The following is a 14,713-nucleotide window of genomic DNA, read 5'->3' on the forward strand; positions in this document are numbered from 1 at the left end:
CCCTCTCGTCATCGTTTCAGGTAGGTGCTGCGGGATACCCGCCGGCCGGGTGGTTGCGGGGCGGGCTTGCTGGAAGGCACGGGCGCAGGCCGGGGGGGCTGCTCATCATCTGCTCGCGCGACACGGCCCGGCGCGGGCTGGGCTGGCTGGGCGAACAAACTGCCCTGGCTGACCGAAGCACGTAGCCGGCCCCACTCGGATTCGTGGTAGCGGTGCAGCCCTAGGAACTGAGCGGCGGCCTGGTTGTAAACCAGCAGGTCGAGCACTTCGTTGCGCTCGGCCTTACCCTTGACCCAAACGGTGCGCTTGTAGCCCTTGACGTACACGGTGATCTTCCTCTCGGCCACAGCCTGGTCGTAGAACTCATCAGGCAGGTCAGTGGAGAAGTGCAGCGCACCAGGGCCATCGGCGAACGGGTAGCGGTTGTAGATCCAGTCCTTGGCCGTGTCGGTACCGATGATCCACAGCTCTGCGCCTTGTTTCTCGGTTTGGCCGTTGTGCTTCACGTCGACCTTCGACGGCCGCTGGGCCAGCACCGGCCGGCCCGGCTTGCTCGCACCCTTCACGGCAATCACGTTGCGCCAGCGGCGCAGGCGGGTGAACTTGTAAACCTCATCGGTATGGTGGCCACCGGAGTCGATGGCCGTGGCGCAAATGGCCAACTCAACGCCAGAGGCATGCCGATATCGGCGCTTCAACTGTTCGTCGAGTGCATTCCAGGTGCGCTCATCGGCGGGGTCACCCGCCACGACCTGGAAGTCGACAACCCAACGTTCGAGGCCTTCGCCCCAGCCGATCACCAGCATTTCCAGGCGGTTGTGCTGCACGTCCACCGCGGCGGTGAGAATCAACGCGCCGGGCGGTACCGAGCCCAGCCGGTAATCCTCGGCGCGGGCCTTCAGCTCGGTGGCCTTGGTCATCGCTTGCGCGGAATCCCACACCAACGCCAGGCGGGTGTTGTAGAACACCTGCATGGGTTCGTTGTCGCCACGGTCGGCGGCCAGCTTGGCCTTGTCGTACTGCTTGGCCAGGCTCTGCCAGGCCATCCAACCCAGCGGCGAATACAGGGCGTTGAGGTGGAAACCCACCGTTTCGCCGTCGCCCTGTGCGGTAGCGCGCCACTCACCAGCGGCCAGCATTGCTGTCTTGTGGTGCTCCTCGATCAGCGCGCCACAGTCAGGGTTGCTACAGAGGTAGTCGACTCGCGAGTAGTCTACTTTCCACTTCAGGTTGCCGAACTCCAGCACCTGGTGCTGGCCACAGTGGGGGCACGGCACAAAATACCGGCGCTTGTCGCTGGCCTCGTAGAGGTCGTCGATGCGCGACGCGCCTTTGATTGTCGGCGAGCTGGAGAAGTAGAACTTTGCCTTGCGGCCGAACGTGGTACCGCGGGCTTCGGCCAGCTCGATGGGGTCGCCTTCGCTGTCGACGTCCACATCCCAGCGGTCGATCTCGTCGCCGTACACGTAACGGGCGGACAGCTCTGCCAGGTTGGCGGCCGAGCCGGCTGTGGTGCAGTAGAGCGTGCCTCCCTCGAACTCTTTGGTGTCGAGGGTGTTGCGAGCATCGCGCGACCGCGGCTTGGCGACGCGCTTGGCTAGGTCCGGGACTGCCTTGATCGTTTTGTCTATCCGGCTGGATACGCGGCGCGCCAGCTTCTCGCTAGGCAGCAGCGCCAGGATGTTCGCCGGTGCCATGTGGATGTTGCCGCCGATCCAGTTGAGCGCGATCTGCGTTTTCATCATCTGTGAGGCGACCATGGTCACCACGCGCTTGCAGGGATGCAGCGGCGACAGGCAGCGCATCGGCTCGCGCGCGAACGGCGTGCGGGCGGTGTGGTACTTGCCGGGCTCTGCTGCGCCGGTGTCCTTCGGGATGCGCTGATATTCGTCGGCCCACTCGTCGATCCACAGTTCAGGATCGAGCTCGAGGCCGCGGTGGTATGCCGCACGGTACGTGGCGGCACCGTCGGCATACGGGTGTTGCATGGCTAGTTCGGCTCCTTGGCCCCCTGTTCCAAGTCGGCGTCCAGTTGCACCAGGCTGGCAGCATCCTCAAGGACGCCGCGCAGCAGCTCGGTCAAGCGGCGCTCCATTTCCCAGGTATCGGTGATAGCGATCAGTTCGCCAGCCACCTTGGGTGGCAGGCCGAGGATCAGATCGCGCAGGGTGCGTGCCGCGGCGAAGGCGGCGCGGTCAACCGCAATGCGCTCAACCAGCTCGCCGCGGCCTTTCAGGAACTCGTCCTCGGCAAGCAGTGCCAGGTACGTCTCGCGGTGTGCCCGGGCCTTTTGGTAGGTATCGCCCCCACTGGTCAGTGTGGGCGACGACGGCGGGGCCAACGGCGTAACCAGGGAATGCACGCCCTTGTCGGCGCGTTCACGTTGGTGGCGATCGGCAACAGCGGCCTTGCTGGGGTCGGCGGTCTCGCCGAGCAGCGCCAGAGTTGCCTCGACCTCAACGTGGCCCTTTTCGTTCAGGACCAAACGATTCTGTCCGGCCAGCTTGGAAACATAGGGCCTGGACCAACCCTGGCTGTCTGCGAACTCTGACTTCTTCATGACCGTCATGAATTCACCTGTTAACCAGAAACACGCTAAGGGTTAACCAAATTAACCCTGTTAACTAACCTCCTGGGCCTCCCACTAACGCGAGAGCGGGGCTTGAATTACCCTTGCCGCCTCCAGCGCCCCAGGGGCCCCGGCAGGTTGAGGCCCCGCCCCTGCCTACCGCCGCCGGCCGCGCAGCTTCGGCAGCCGCCCGTTCAGCGCATCGGCGATGGCCTTGTCTATGTTCGCTTCGAGCTGTCCATCGTTCTCGGCAACCCGCCGCACCACGTCATGGAACTTGAAGCGCTCGCGGTACTGCGGCTGGCGGACGAACGCGAGAACCATGATCACGTTCTCGCCCCGCCGCTCCGCAATGCCTATGGGCGTCTTGCCGCGCTTCATCACGAAGAACGCCAGCGCGTGGCCCTTACGCAGCGAGCGCTTGCTTTCGGTCGCCGCGCTGTCCGAACCCGATAGCTTCATAGCTTTCAGGCCCGACAGGATTTGCAGCATGTGGCCCTTCTGGATGTTCCCGTAGCTATCCAGCCGCGCCCCGGCGGCAGGCACAACGAATCGGCCAGCGGGCAGAATCCCCGACTCGCGCAGGTATCCCTCGCTACGGCGCTGGATGCGCTCGCCGCCCTCCACCTGCGGCAGCAGGTAGTCTTCGGCAGTAAATGGATTCTTGCCCGCCGCCCAGTCCTGCACCCACACAGCCGACTCGGGATCTGCCGATGGCTTGGCATGCAGTACGCGAATCGAGTTCAGCGCCCAGGGCGTTGGCCTGTCGAACACGCTGGTCATTTCAGCCTGCAGCGCCTGCCTGGCCTGGTTGGCTGAGTGGTTCAAAGCATCGGCCAGCGCACGACTAGCCAGCCCAGCGTCCAATTGCCGCAACGATGCCAGCGCATCATCCAGGTCATTGGCAGTGATGGACCCCCTCACGAAGGCCCATCCGCGTCAGGCTTGGCCGGCACTTCGCACACCCCTGCCCGCTTGGCCAGCCAGCGTTCGTATAACCCGCTGGCCACGTCTGCACCCATGGTTGCGACCACAAAGCCGATGGCCGCGGCCACCAGCACATGCGCGCCACTAGCCCAGATCAACAGCATGGTCGACAGCCCGAAAACCACCGACGCCCCGGCCCGCAGGATCACCCGGTACACCAGCTCTCGGCCACGCAACCCATCGCGGTCAGCGCGCCACATCTCGCCACTGAAGCCGGCAGCAACCGCAACCGCGATCACCACCCAGATTGGCAGGTCAGCCAGCGCCTGCTGTTGCTCATGAGTCATCGTGATCACCTATTGATGCGAATGGAGAACGGCCCAAAGCACCTGAGCCGAATACAGATAGCCTGGCGCTTGGAGAGAGCCGGCTGCTGCGGCGCAGATAGCGCTCAGCATTTTTCCGGGCCACTACTTTGACAGCATGCAAACCTGCAGCTATAGATCAAAAGCCCCGCTCAAAAAGGACTTTAAATGCGCATATTCATCACCCTGCTGGGCTTGAGCGTGGGCTTGTCTGGCTGTTCGTTTGTCTCGGTCTCTGGTGCCACAACAACCGAGCGCTTTATTAACGTCGGCCCCGTAATACTCAAAACCGATCAACCCGCACGCGCGATAGTCACCTCTACGCTCGGCGTGGGCGCAACAAACTTCCAAGGCACCACCAACGTCGGCTATGTCGACCAAGAGGTGGTTGTTATCCCTAACGCTGCCGGGTGTGAACTCATCCTCATAGTTAGAGACCACCAGGAGCTCGAACGAGCGAAACAGATCCTGGGGGATGCCCTCAAGCATGCCTGCACCAACGACAAGGAAGCCCTATGAAGCCCCTAAGACTCTCCGCATTAATCGCATCGGCAGCACTGATGTCAGCTTGCGCAAACGAATCGCCCTTGCTGTTTGTTTCCAAAACCTCGGTGGGTCTGGATGTATCGACACCCACCACAGGCAGTACCGAAATCAGCGTCAACTTTGGATGGAAATCCCTCGACGCTGCGTATGTCCCAGTGGTCGAGATAATCGATACAGAGAAAGACCTCCACCTGGTCTTGTCAGGCGACAACGCTAAGGATTACGAAAAACCAGAAGATGCGAACGCACTTCGCAAAGAAATAAATAAATTACAAGAACAATTAAAAACAGCGCAGCAAGAGCTCGCCAGCGCGACAGCAGATAAAAAGCCCGAAAAAGAACAAAAGGTTACGGATCTGAAAACAAAGATAACTGAAGCACTTGCAAATAAGGATACGAACACAGGCAATGCTATTGAAACAGAATCCACTGTTGCGCCAGCCATTGCCAGCGAGCTAGTTACAGCTACATCGCTGTACAAAAAATCATTTGATTCGTACGAAAGAATGATCGCCGCTAGCACAGCGACAGACGAAGAGAAGAAATTGAAGAAAGAAGCCGTGCAAGCTCAGCAAAATGTTGTGGCAACGCTTTCCGAAGCGCTACTCAAGTCCATAGACCGAAAAGACGCGCTATCCGTATTCTCCGTTGTCGATACGAACTCAATATTTCGGGAGTCAATCGGCGTGGGCAAAGTCTTCGCCACGGGCATGGCCGCGCAGAATGTGTCGCGTGACTTCAACGCCTCGCGCGGCTGCGTCACCGCGATATCCAGCGCAGTAGCCAAGCTTGCAGCGTCCGCTGAGGCTGCCGATCAAGCAAAAGCCAAAGCGCTCATCGAAGCCTGTAAATAACCCCCCTAGGAACACCAAACCCACCAAACAAAAAACCCGGCTCAATGGCCGGGTTTTGTGTGTAGCGCCTGCCGCTCTCTGCGGTCGCACCTATCGAAGATGACTACTTTTTACAGGTGGAATTTCCTGGCAGCAACCCGAAATTAACGCCACCCGCGAATATGTGGGTAACGCCGCATGAACGCCTAGGCAATGTCGGCGAATACACCAGCGCGGCATTAAGCGCCTGCGGCGCTGTCCCAGCAGCCCCACTGTTTGAAAGCGAAGTGGGATTGCTGCAAGCGCCTAGATTCGGGGCTTTGCCCCACTGTCCTACCTTTTTTCCTCCTTCCTCGCATAAAGAGATAAATCGAACAACACGCATGCGCGCCACAGGCGCGTGCTGCTGCCCGCTACGCTCACATACGCGGTGGGCATAAGTTGCCGGGACAGTGGGACAGCCCAGCAACAGCGCGGCCCCGGCGCGACCCACCACGCCAAAGCGTAGCGGGACAAGGCCGGCCAGCGGCGCACACAAAGCAGCAGCGCGCGGCATCACGCTGCCTTCGCCATCAGCAAACTGGCGATGCACTCATGCGCCTCGTGCAAGCGCTCGTAGTACGCCTTACGGCTGCAGCCGCAATAGGTGATCTTCTGCGAGAGCAAACTGTCGTGGTTGCAGTAGTGCTCGCGCACCACCACCGTCAGCTGCGCAGGCAGGTGCTTATTGACGATCAGCTCGATATCCGCCGACTCGTCCAGCAGCACCCGGCTCCCTCGCGTGCCGCGTATCAACTCCCCCTTGCAGGCCATCAGCATCGCAATCATGTTGCCGCCGCCAAACTCGGTGGCTGCCCGTTCGCTGTGCAACTCTTCGGCCCACAGCTTCAGCATCTCGTCGATGCGTTTAATCATCGAAACAAGGCTCCTCGGTCTTCATCACCAGCAACGCCGAAGCCCTGCCCCAGTCGTCAGGCTTCTTGTAAGCCCAAGGCCGCTTACCGCTCTTAACCAGCGGCGGCAGGCGAACGCGCCGCCAACCCAGCCGATGCATGATCGCGCCAACGCGCATCTGCTCGGGCTTGCCCCAATGGCCGAAGTCGAGCTTCAGCGCGCCGCCCAGCACCTCACTGCCCGTGGTGGTTTCGCCGATCTGCGACTCCTCCAGCCAGGTCAGAATCGGCCCTTCCCATTCGTCCACCACAAAGCGCTCGTCCTGCGCCTCGGCAAACATCGCCGCCTCGTCGCGGTTCACCCACCAAATGTCGCCGGCCTCATAGCAAACCATCGCCTCGGCCCACAGCTGGTCGCGGATCTCGCGCAGGCGCTGCAAGTCCACCTGGGTACACGCCACCGGCCAGTAACGGCGGTTGCCGGTCGCGTCCTTCAGGTACTCGTCTTGGTTGGTGGTACCCACGAACACACACTGGCGTGGCACGTCATTACTTCTGCGGCCGTAGCTCTCGCGGTAGGTATCGGTCGAGGCGGAGAAAAACTGCTTGGCCTTGGTGCTCTCGGCCTTGTTGAAACTATCCAGCTCGCCCAGCTCGATAATCCACTTGCCCCGGATGGCCTGAAAACCGTCCTTATCGCCCAGGGCAAACGGCGTATCCATAAACCACTCGCCGCCCAGGATGCTCATCGCCGTGGACTTACCCTCGCCCTGCCCGCCCTCCAGAATCATCACCGAGTCGGCCTTGCAGCCTGGCTGCATCACCCGCGCCACCGCCGAAATCATCCAGCGCTTGCCCACCTTCGCGGTGTAACCGCTGGCCTGCACACCCATCACCTCGGTCAGCCAGCTTTCCAGCCGCGGCACTCGGTCCCACACCAATCCGTCCAGGTACTCGCGCACCGGATGGAAGGCATGGTCATGCGCAACCACGCTAACGGCCTCGATCACGCTCGAAGGCTTCACCCGCAGGTTGTACTGCTGCGCCAGCCACTTCATCACCCGCGTATCGTCGATGTCCGCCCAGTCGCCCGTACCGCCGCCATAAGGCGCGGCCCGCAACTTGACGATCTTCGAGCTGAAGGCGCTGAAGCTGATCACCCCCGCCCAGCGCTCATCGTTACCAAGAATCAGCTCCACGTTCTGCATGTGCGCGATCAACGCGCCATTCTCGGTGCGCGCCAGCTGGTCCTTCCAGCCACCGGCCGCAGGCGGCTTGATCACCGCCAGCACCTGGCGGCGCACCGCCTCCAACCCTTCGGCGCAATGCAGGTCGTTGAAGTCCGTCCACTTGGTCTCCCGCACCCCGGCGAAGATAGGCCCAACCACCTGGCCACCGACGATCAGCGCCGCGTTGCTGCCCTTCTCCTCCCCTGGGTTCCATGGCTCGCCGTTCGGGCGTTTGGTCTTCCAGTCATCGTCGCGACAGATGATCAACGCCCGCCCCGGGAAGCGCTCGCGCATCGCCTTGGCCACCTCACGCAAATTGCCGGCATCGAACGCCACTGCCACCGTGGCCGAAGTCGCCATATGCAGGCTCGCGCCCGTGGCATAGCCCTCGCACACCAGCACCGGCTCGCCCGGTTCCGGGTGGGGGCCAATCAGGTGAAAGGCACCCTCCTTGGCCATGCCATACGGCCAATAGGTTTTGTCCCGCCCCGTTTCCGGCTGCTTGGCCGGATAGATCACCTGCAGGCCGACGATCTGATCGCGCACGTTGCACATCGGCACCAGCACCGCACCGGAGCGCGGCGCATAACGCACGCCAAAGCCGACGATCTGCTTTCTATCCAGGTAATCGCTGCGGCCCTTCTCCGGCATGCGCTTAAACATCGCCGCTGCCCGGCTGGCCGCTCGCCTCGCCGCATTGGCGGCAATCTCAGCAGCCCGACGCTTGGCTTCCTCCTGCCGGGCGCGCATCACCTCGCGCTCCTCGGCGCTCATGCGCCCGGGCTTCACTTTTACCTTCTGCGTCTCCCCGGTGCGCCAATCGCCGAAGCTGCCGAAAATCAGCGTTTCGCCCTTCTCGGTGCGGTGCTCGTGCACCACGTACCAACCGTTCTTCTCCTTGCCTTTGTCCTGCGCGGTTTTGCAGCGCGTGAGTTTGCCGAACGCCAGCGGCTGCACGGGCTCCAGGCCGTAATCGGCCATCTGCAACAACACTTCACCCAGCATAACGCGCCCCTTTTTTCTCAAGCGCTTGCTGGCAAGCGGCGCAACGCATGCACCCGCGGGCAGCCAAACGGCGGGCCTGGGGGATGGCATCGGCGCAATCGACGCAATATTCAAACGAGGCACTCACCGGCGCAGGCTTGCGTGCGGCCAAGGCGTTATCGATGCGCTCCAGCATCAGGTCGTTCGCCACATCGGCAATGTCAGCCATGCTCGCCACCCCGCGTGGTTCGGTTCACATAGGCCGCACGGTTCAGCATGGCCAACAGCACCTGCACCCCGCGGAACACCTGCAAGCGAATGGCCGCCAGCTCGGCGTCGTCCACCAGGCCATCGCTGATGCTCTTGGCCCAGGTTTCGGTAAAGCCCGCCACCTGGCGCAGGTATGTCGGCACGCCCTCAGTCAGGGTGGCCGGCATATCCTCGGTGTACATCTCGGCCAGCTCTTGCCACATGGTGTCGCCCACCAAGGCATGCACCGCATCCAAAATGCGCCGGTCCTTGGTCAGCTCCAGAATTTCGCCAAATTCCTGGATGTTCACGCTGTGGGTGGGGTGCGTTGGCGAAAGTTTGTGCTGCAACGTGGTGGGGTTGCGGCCTGTGGTGGCCGCAATGGCAGCAGCACCGCCGGGGTAGTCCCGCGCGGCGTGGTACAGCGCCAAATCGAGCGGCAACACTTCCCGCTTGGCTCGGTCGACGCAACTGGATGAAGCTCGGCTCATGGCATTAACCCTTACAGGTTGCCAGTGCCACGTGCAGCTCCCTTTGCTAGAGTAGCGCCGTGGTCACTCGCAAGGTGGCGACATGCAAGCGGCGGCTCTGTGGTGGAAAGGCCGCTTGCAACCCAATGGCGAGGTACATGCTCCGCATGCGCCCCGCTGTTAAAGCCTGCAGCTCTGTGGTGGAGAGGCAGGCAACCCAAGGCATCCGTGCCTTGGCGGGTGCGGTAAATCAGCGTGTGGTACGTGGTGTGCTCCGCTGACTACTGCATCCCCCGGCAGCACTGTGGTGTGTGCCGGAGGAACTGGGCGGCCCTTGGGTCGCCTTTTTTCTAAGCGGCGACAGCACCCGTAGGCACATCACCAAACACATCAGGGCGAAGCTCATGGCGCGAAACGCCAGTAGCAGCCTCAACTCGCAGCACGAACTCAGCAGGGCAAGCGCCCTTAACTTTCAGCCAATGCCACAATCGTTGCTGGGTGACAGGCTTACCTGGGGTGGAAAGGATCCTGGCCAGAGCGGTCTGCCCTTTGGCCAGCTCAATCGCCTTTTCAAAAGCGACTTTCATGTCACAAGGGGTACTCATGAGGTTTCCTCACTCAAAACTCCCGAGCAATCTACAAACAAAACTGTCGCCACGCAACAGACAATACTGTTGGAGAGATAACAAATTTCTTTGTAGCCTTGCCCCATGACTACTCAAACCGCAAAACAAAAGGCCATCGCTGACCTTTTCAAACGCCGCAGGGCGGAACTCAAAATGTCTCAGGCCGATGTAGCGGCAGGGGTTCAAGAGCTGCTGGGCGGTGAGGTATTCAAACAGCAGTCCTATGCCGCCATCGAATCGGGTAAAACTAAGCACTCAAAGTACCTCGCCCAAATAGCGAGGGTTTTGGGCATTCCACCCCAAGCAGTTGACCCCAGCGCCAAAGGCCCGCAGATCACTAGTACAACTAGAATCACCTACGGAGAGCGGGCGACAGTCATGCAGGACGTAGTGAGAAAATTGCCAGTGATAGGCTCAATTAAAGCTGGGGCTTGGTGCGAAGCCATAGATGAGTTTCAGCCAGGCGATGCAGATGAATGGATCGAATCTCCCGGCCCAGTGGGCCCAAAGGCATTTGTCCTAAAAATCGAAGGCATCAGCATGTACAACCCAACCGGTTCGGTCAGCTTTGCTGACGGTGACAAGGTTGTCATTGACCCATCTATTGAGGCATCCAAGGGTGACTTCGTAGCCGCTAAACTGACAAGCTCTGACCGGGTTACATTCAAGCGCCTCCAGCAGGAGGACGGCGAGTGGATTTTGGAAGCCATAAACCCAGACTGGTCACCTAAATACATGCGCATGACCGAAGAGTGGCACATCTGCGGCAAGGCGCTCTGGAAGGTTCAGAAGCTCTAACAGGTAAGCCAGTGCGAAATCACACTGGCTTTACCAGTCGTTAGCTATCTCGCTGAACAGCTACTAACAGTTGATCGGTGCCAGCAGGTGTCACTGAACGGCAGAGCTGAGACAAGTGCATATAGACTGCAACTGACCCATTGCGGACGGTGGAAACAGGCAGCTATCGTCTAATCGAAAAAGCTGGTGGACAAGTAAACCTTGCCCACCCTACGTTTGCGGAAAAGGCACATCCAGAACTAAAAGACTCTTACTCTAACAATGTTTTTTTGACAGCCGCTTTGGAACTGTTACTTTTTTGCTACAAGCTCCAACAGCCTTTTAAGCTCTTCAATGTTAATTTTTTCAAACAGCTGGTGTGTAGGCGGTTTCTCAATATGTTTGCCATCCAGTGTTGTGGACGCGTTGAAAGAAATAGCTTCAATAGCTTTTGCAATCAACTCTTTTTGCAAATCACCTGCATCTGCCTGTAGTTCCTGAAGCTGTTTTTTATAGCTTTCGTACGAAGAAGCAAAAGCCTCTTTGTGCGCGTACTCTTGTTGAAGCCTTTCATACTGGCTACGACGTGTCGCTGAGAATATGGCGATCCAAACCACGGGCAGGATAATCGGGGACCGCGTAAGTAGTGTCCGCAGCACGTCCTCCCAACTGCTCGTTTTTACGAGCTCGAGGTGCAGTGGTGAAAAAGTAATGTTATCCAGAACCAATACTAACCCACCCAGAAACAAGGCCAGCATAGACACATAAAAGGCCTGCGTGTACCTAGCAATAGGGGTTTTAAAATTTTCCTTTAACGCTTTGTAGGCAGAGGCTAGACCTGCGCTTGTGGCACCAGGCAATAAGGCCTCAATGCTTTCAAACAAAGATGCTTGACGTGTCTTTTGCTCTTCCTCGTGCATATCAAGCTGCTCAAGACGAGCGTCTAATTCTTGTTTTAACCCGTCCTTTTGCACTTCTTCGCCCTCAACCATCTTACGCCCGAAGATTCGTTCGTAGAAGAGCTCTAGCTCCTTGTCTCTTGAGGTGGACGAATCCAGCAAATCATTAAATGAATCGTTCAGTAGATGGACTGCATCCACTAGGACCGTAATTTTCTGAGATGTTGACTCAGGGCCTTCGAGGAGTTCCTTATGCAAAGACGCTACTGCGTTGTGGTTAGTTTCGATATTAGAAACCATCTGTTTTATATAGTTTTCTGCTGAGGCGTTATCCTCAACATCTACAAATAGGTACTCGTCTAACTGCTTCACGCGTTGCCCGATAGCTGTAATCTCCCCCTGCTGGCTGACGACTTCAGCCATGGCGGTTTTCAGATTCGCTTGGACCTGTGAGGCTTGCTCTTGGAAGGCCCCTATGTAAGCCGATACCTGGCTGGAAAATGCCTTAACAGCTGCGCCATATGCTTCTAAGGCCTGTTCGGGAGGAACCATGTATGGCCGCACATAAGTTAGGAGATTGTCGGCGTGCTCGTTGGCCTGAATAAGATGCCTGTCGTTACGATTTGATGCATATGCTCGAACTTGCTGCAAGCATGCATCGGCTTGATTTTGACAGTTTGCCCAGACGGACTTTGGGGTAAGCTCAATATCTGCGTTAGCAATTATGCCTTCGACAAAGGTGAGTACCTTTTTCAACCTCGCCAACTCTTCAACAGTTGTTGATACCGTCTGATCATCAACATCTAGCGATGCAATGATGTCGAGCAAAGCTGACCAAATAGTATTAAATGGGTGTTGCTCAAACTCACGGATCCATCTCGTCATTTCACACCCTTCCATCCAAGGTCATATTATAATTGCAGAACCATTCCAGACTACAGATCCATGTAGTAATACGCACAACCCCATGACACCAGCAGACACAGCTAGCGAGCATGCAATAATTTTCCTTCAAAGTGTCGCTTGCTAGTTATCTTTAATTTTGATGCAAATCTTGTACTTCTCTTAAGCACCAGGATAAACGAAGGGTTTTCTTTGGCTAAAAGGGGAGAGATTTATTTATTACCCCACACCATCAGCAGAAAAATAAATCTGTACCCTTCCCCCCACTCTCATCAGGAGAAGCGCACGCATTCGCTTAATCCATCTAGGTGCTCATCTTTGGTGTCCACACCAAAAGCTTCCAAAAATTTCTTCGCAAAGATATCTTTCGGGCCTTCTTTTCCTTCCTCTTTATTGAGAACCCTAGAGATCGAGCTGACGAAAAGGTCGGCGATCTGCATAAGAGGTGAAATGCTAGAGTCCTCGACTTCAACTAAGTCGATGTATACGCTCCCTTGAAACAAGCTTTTCGAAGCATTCTGCAATTGAAGCTCAATCTCCATCATGGACAGCTTATCTTTGGATGCCTCTTCTGCATCCTTTCTAAACTGAAGGTTTCGAGGAAGCACGGCTCGCCCCGACTTGTTCTCTTCGGAAATCCCTTGGATGACCATATGGTAGAATAATTTATTCAGAGTGTCGTCCACATTGTAGAGGCCACTTCTAACGACACCCAGCCCCTTAAAGGAAATGGAGGACGAATTTTTAATGATAGCGCCAAGAAGTGCTTCGTAGGCTTCTAGATTACCTTTACCAATTTCCTTAAAGTGCATTTCGCCCTTGAATCCGATCTCCTTTTTCTTCTGATTGATTGCGGCTGTTATTTTAATTGTTTCATAACCACGCAAAACCCAAAGACTTCCGACAAGCAAGTACTTTCCGGTTTTGCCACTTTCATCAGCATAGATGCAGTACACCGGATAGGAAGGTCTTACTTCAAGTGCGCGCTGTTTTTCTTCTTCCTCAAGCTTTCCTCTAAACTTTCTGACCTCTGGTGACGCGATGAAAAGGCCAAGTACATTCTGTACTACAGCGCGAGCACGCGCGACAGAGTGAAGCCGTTGTAGTTTTGGATAGTTTTCGAATGAAATATCACCGCCACTGTACAAATCACTTTGAAAGGTTTTCCAATAAATAACCTGACACTTTATGTCTGAGTCGCGGGCCTGGGGGTAATGGTTAAGAATCCAGGCAACCCTATCTGTTACCCGGGCCGGACTGTTGCTTGCAATTGCAGAGAGCACTCTCATTTTTTCAGCTTCTTTGTCTCTCCCCTTTTTCGGAAGCGCGACTAGTAACTCTTCCTGTTCTTCATCTTCTGCAGGTGTGACGGTGATGTCGTTCATCTTGAGTCCCTTCAACTGCCAAGTGCTGGTTATTGGCCAGCATTGCCCGTGAAAGGTTTCGCGTCAACTAACAAAACAGCCCGTCACTTTTGGCCGCTATCTGCCGGTCGCCACTAGGGCGTGCGCTGGTCAAGTCGAATGTGAACGCTTGGTCAGCAGGAATGGTTTTGGCTCGTCAGTGGTTGCGCAAAATGGGTGGTCACGTCAGCACAATTTCGCAAACTAACAAGCGCCCAACAAACAGACTACAAACAAAGCTGTTGACCTGATAACAGTTTTGCTTGTAGCTTTGCCTCACTCTCCACCACAGAGCGAGGCAACACCATGGCCACCACAGCCACCCTGCACGTCCACCCAACCTGCGCCAGTAACCGCCGCCTGATCGAGCAGCTGCAAGCCACCACTGGCTGCCTGGTCGTGATCACCGGCGGTAAAGCCAAGCTGCAAAACCGTCCGACTGCGCCGCAGCCCACCCCTGGCAACCCATGGGGAGGTGACGCCGCATGAGCCAGCTAACCCTCACCACTCCGGGCTTTATCCGCCTGCAGGCCCAGGTCGCCCTCAACGGCACCTTCACCCACACGCTGAGCAATGCCGAGCGTGTGTCGGTGGCGGCAACGGTCAGCATCGAGCAATGCGCACAAGCTATCGATGTGAAGGTGCGTATCGGCAACACCGCCAACAGCGTAGCGCTGGACAAGTACCGCACCGACAACGGCAGGCGCGTCGCGCGCTTTATCGAGCAAATCGCCAACGGCCACGCCCCAACCAACGTGCCGGACGTGGACGAGTGCCTGCTTGTCACCGACCTGGAGCGCACCCTGCGCCAGGCCCTGCGCAGAGGCCACGGCACGTATTACCTGCCCGCCGATGAGCTGGAGCCATGCCTGCTGATCCGCCGTAACCGGTTCGGCGGCTACACAGCGCAAATCGAGCTGCACGGCGCAGCCTGCATGCTCACCCTGCCCGCAGACACACGCCGCGCCTACGCCATGCTGGCCGAGAACCTACGGCGCTTCCTCACCGGCTACCGCGACAGCCTCGCGGCTGCAGCTTGA

16 protein-coding genes are annotated in these 14,713 nt (G+C 57.7%); 5 read left to right on the forward strand and 11 right to left on the reverse strand.

Going from position 1 to position 14,713, the window contains the following annotated elements; translation table 11 throughout:
* Window positions 1–8 precede the first annotated feature (8 nt).
* From WMW70_RS12255 to WMW70_RS12270, 4 genes are all read right to left on the reverse strand, one after another.
* Window positions 9–1,988, reverse strand: a complete 1,980-nt coding sequence (locus WMW70_RS12255; RefSeq protein ID WP_341437783.1) for a phage terminase large subunit family protein — start codon at window positions 1,986–1,988, stop codon at window positions 9–11.
* Between the two features lie 2 nt (window positions 1,989–1,990).
* Window positions 1,991–2,569, reverse strand: coding sequence for a terminase small subunit (locus WMW70_RS12260; RefSeq protein WP_341437784.1), 579 nt, complete (start codon window positions 2,567–2,569; stop codon window positions 1,991–1,993).
* A gap of 156 nt (window positions 2,570–2,725) precedes the next feature.
* Window positions 2,726–3,493 (reverse strand): hypothetical protein, encoded by a 768-nt coding sequence (locus WMW70_RS12265; RefSeq protein ID WP_341437785.1) that lies wholly within the window; start codon window positions 3,491–3,493, stop codon window positions 2,726–2,728.
* Complete coding sequence (locus WMW70_RS12270; RefSeq protein ID WP_341437786.1) at window positions 3,490–3,843, reverse strand: phage holin family protein; 354 nt, start codon at window positions 3,841–3,843, stop codon at window positions 3,490–3,492. Before WMW70_RS12270 ends, WMW70_RS12265 begins: the two co-directional genes overlap by 4 nt.
* Window positions 3,844–4,029: 186 nt before the next feature.
* Between WMW70_RS12270 and WMW70_RS12275 the strand changes: the two genes are divergently transcribed.
* Together WMW70_RS12275 and WMW70_RS12280 are read left to right on the forward strand one after the other, a co-directional pair.
* Window positions 4,030–4,380, forward strand: a complete 351-nt coding sequence (locus WMW70_RS12275; RefSeq protein WP_341437787.1) for a hypothetical protein — start codon at window positions 4,030–4,032, stop codon at window positions 4,378–4,380.
* Complete coding sequence (locus WMW70_RS12280; RefSeq protein ID WP_341437788.1) at window positions 4,377–5,261, forward strand: hypothetical protein; 885 nt, start codon at window positions 4,377–4,379, stop codon at window positions 5,259–5,261. The genes WMW70_RS12275 and WMW70_RS12280 overlap by 4 nt, the downstream gene beginning before the upstream one ends.
* A gap of 534 nt (window positions 5,262–5,795) precedes the next feature.
* Here the strand turns inward: WMW70_RS12280 and WMW70_RS12285 are convergent.
* The 5 genes from WMW70_RS12285 to WMW70_RS12305 all read right to left on the reverse strand — a co-directional run bounded on the left by WMW70_RS12285 (window position 5,796) and on the right by WMW70_RS12305 (window position 9,670).
* On the reverse strand, window positions 5,796–6,155 hold the full coding sequence (locus WMW70_RS12285) for a PA0613 family protein (RefSeq protein ID WP_341437789.1): 360 nt from the start codon (window positions 6,153–6,155) through the stop codon (window positions 5,796–5,798).
* Entirely contained in the window at window positions 6,148–8,367 is a 2,220-nt protein-coding gene (locus tag WMW70_RS12290) for a VapE domain-containing protein (RefSeq protein ID WP_341437790.1), read from the reverse strand. The genes WMW70_RS12285 and WMW70_RS12290 overlap by 8 nt, the downstream gene beginning before the upstream one ends.
* Window positions 8,357–8,575, reverse strand: a complete 219-nt coding sequence (locus WMW70_RS12295; protein ID WP_341437791.1) for a TraR/DksA C4-type zinc finger protein — start codon at window positions 8,573–8,575, stop codon at window positions 8,357–8,359. Before WMW70_RS12295 ends, WMW70_RS12290 begins: the two co-directional genes overlap by 11 nt.
* Window positions 8,568–9,086: a phage regulatory CII family protein gene (locus WMW70_RS12300; RefSeq protein ID WP_341437792.1), complete on the reverse strand. Its 519-nt coding sequence runs from the start codon at window positions 9,084–9,086 to the stop codon at window positions 8,568–8,570. Before WMW70_RS12300 ends, WMW70_RS12295 begins: the two co-directional genes overlap by 8 nt.
* Window positions 9,087–9,415: 329 nt before the next feature.
* The gene (locus tag WMW70_RS12305; RefSeq protein WP_341437793.1) at window positions 9,416–9,670 is read right to left on the reverse strand and encodes a transcriptional regulator; all 255 of its coding nucleotides are present in this window, start codon (window positions 9,668–9,670) and stop codon (window positions 9,416–9,418) included.
* Between the two features lie 105 nt (window positions 9,671–9,775).
* Between WMW70_RS12305 and WMW70_RS12310 the strand changes: the two genes are divergently transcribed.
* On the forward strand, window positions 9,776–10,489 hold the full coding sequence (locus tag WMW70_RS12310) for a LexA family protein (RefSeq protein WP_341437794.1): 714 nt from the start codon (window positions 9,776–9,778) through the stop codon (window positions 10,487–10,489).
* Between the two features lie 290 nt (window positions 10,490–10,779).
* On the opposite strand, the gene WMW70_RS12315 is transcribed toward WMW70_RS12310, so the two are convergent.
* Window positions 10,780–12,252, reverse strand: coding sequence for a hypothetical protein (locus WMW70_RS12315; protein ID WP_341437795.1), 1,473 nt, complete (start codon window positions 12,250–12,252; stop codon window positions 10,780–10,782).
* Window positions 12,253–12,542: 290 nt separating this feature from the next.
* On the reverse strand, window positions 12,543–13,655 hold the full coding sequence (locus tag WMW70_RS12320) for a DUF3800 domain-containing protein (protein WP_341437796.1): 1,113 nt from the start codon (window positions 13,653–13,655) through the stop codon (window positions 12,543–12,545).
* Window positions 13,656–13,979: 324 nt separating this feature from the next.
* Here WMW70_RS12320 and WMW70_RS12325 point away from each other — a divergent pair, with 324 nt between their 5' ends.
* Both WMW70_RS12325 and WMW70_RS12330 read left to right on the forward strand, forming a co-directional pair.
* Window positions 13,980–14,162, forward strand: a complete 183-nt coding sequence (locus WMW70_RS12325) for a hypothetical protein (protein WP_341437797.1) — start codon at window positions 13,980–13,982, stop codon at window positions 14,160–14,162.
* The gene (locus WMW70_RS12330) at window positions 14,159–14,713 is read left to right on the forward strand and encodes a hypothetical protein (protein ID WP_341437798.1); all 555 of its coding nucleotides are present in this window, start codon (window positions 14,159–14,161) and stop codon (window positions 14,711–14,713) included. Before WMW70_RS12325 ends, WMW70_RS12330 begins: the two co-directional genes overlap by 4 nt.

It is taken from the genome of Pseudomonas sp. XK-1 (assembly GCF_038069885.1).
GTDB lineage: Bacteria > Pseudomonadota > Gammaproteobacteria > Pseudomonadales > Pseudomonadaceae > Aquipseudomonas.

Excerpts from the sequence above, each read along its gene's own strand:
- WMW70_RS12270 (WP_341437786.1), bottom strand. The coding sequence starts at position 3,843 with ATGACTCATGAGCAACAGCAGGCGCTGGCTGACCTGCCAATCTGGGTG.
- WMW70_RS12310 (WP_341437794.1), top strand. The coding sequence starts at position 9,776 with ATGACTACTCAAACCGCAAAACAAAAGGCCATCGCTGACCTTTTCAAA.
- WMW70_RS12305 (WP_341437793.1), bottom strand. The coding sequence starts at position 9,670 with ATGAGTACCCCTTGTGACATGAAAGTCGCTTTTGAAAAGGCGATTGAG.
- WMW70_RS12320 (WP_341437796.1), bottom strand. The coding sequence starts at position 13,655 with ATGAACGACATCACCGTCACACCTGCAGAAGATGAAGAACAGGAAGAG.
- WMW70_RS12260 (WP_341437784.1), bottom strand. The coding sequence starts at position 2,569 with ATGACGGTCATGAAGAAGTCAGAGTTCGCAGACAGCCAGGGTTGGTCC.
- WMW70_RS12290 (WP_341437790.1), bottom strand. The coding sequence starts at position 8,367 with ATGCTGGGTGAAGTGTTGTTGCAGATGGCCGATTACGGCCTGGAGCCC.
- WMW70_RS12280 (WP_341437788.1), top strand. The coding sequence starts at position 4,377 with ATGAAGCCCCTAAGACTCTCCGCATTAATCGCATCGGCAGCACTGATG.
- WMW70_RS12330 (WP_341437798.1), top strand. The coding sequence starts at position 14,159 with ATGAGCCAGCTAACCCTCACCACTCCGGGCTTTATCCGCCTGCAGGCC.
- WMW70_RS12315 (WP_341437795.1), bottom strand. The coding sequence starts at position 12,252 with ATGACGAGATGGATCCGTGAGTTTGAGCAACACCCATTTAATACTATT.
- WMW70_RS12300 (WP_341437792.1), bottom strand. The coding sequence starts at position 9,086 with ATGAGCCGAGCTTCATCCAGTTGCGTCGACCGAGCCAAGCGGGAAGTG.
- WMW70_RS12325 (WP_341437797.1), top strand. The coding sequence starts at position 13,980 with ATGGCCACCACAGCCACCCTGCACGTCCACCCAACCTGCGCCAGTAAC.
- WMW70_RS12285 (WP_341437789.1), bottom strand. The coding sequence starts at position 6,155 with ATGATTAAACGCATCGACGAGATGCTGAAGCTGTGGGCCGAAGAGTTG.
- WMW70_RS12295 (WP_341437791.1), bottom strand. The coding sequence starts at position 8,575 with ATGGCTGACATTGCCGATGTGGCGAACGACCTGATGCTGGAGCGCATC.
- WMW70_RS12275 (WP_341437787.1), top strand. The coding sequence starts at position 4,030 with ATGCGCATATTCATCACCCTGCTGGGCTTGAGCGTGGGCTTGTCTGGC.
- WMW70_RS12255 (WP_341437783.1), bottom strand. The coding sequence starts at position 1,988 with ATGCAACACCCGTATGCCGACGGTGCCGCCACGTACCGTGCGGCATAC.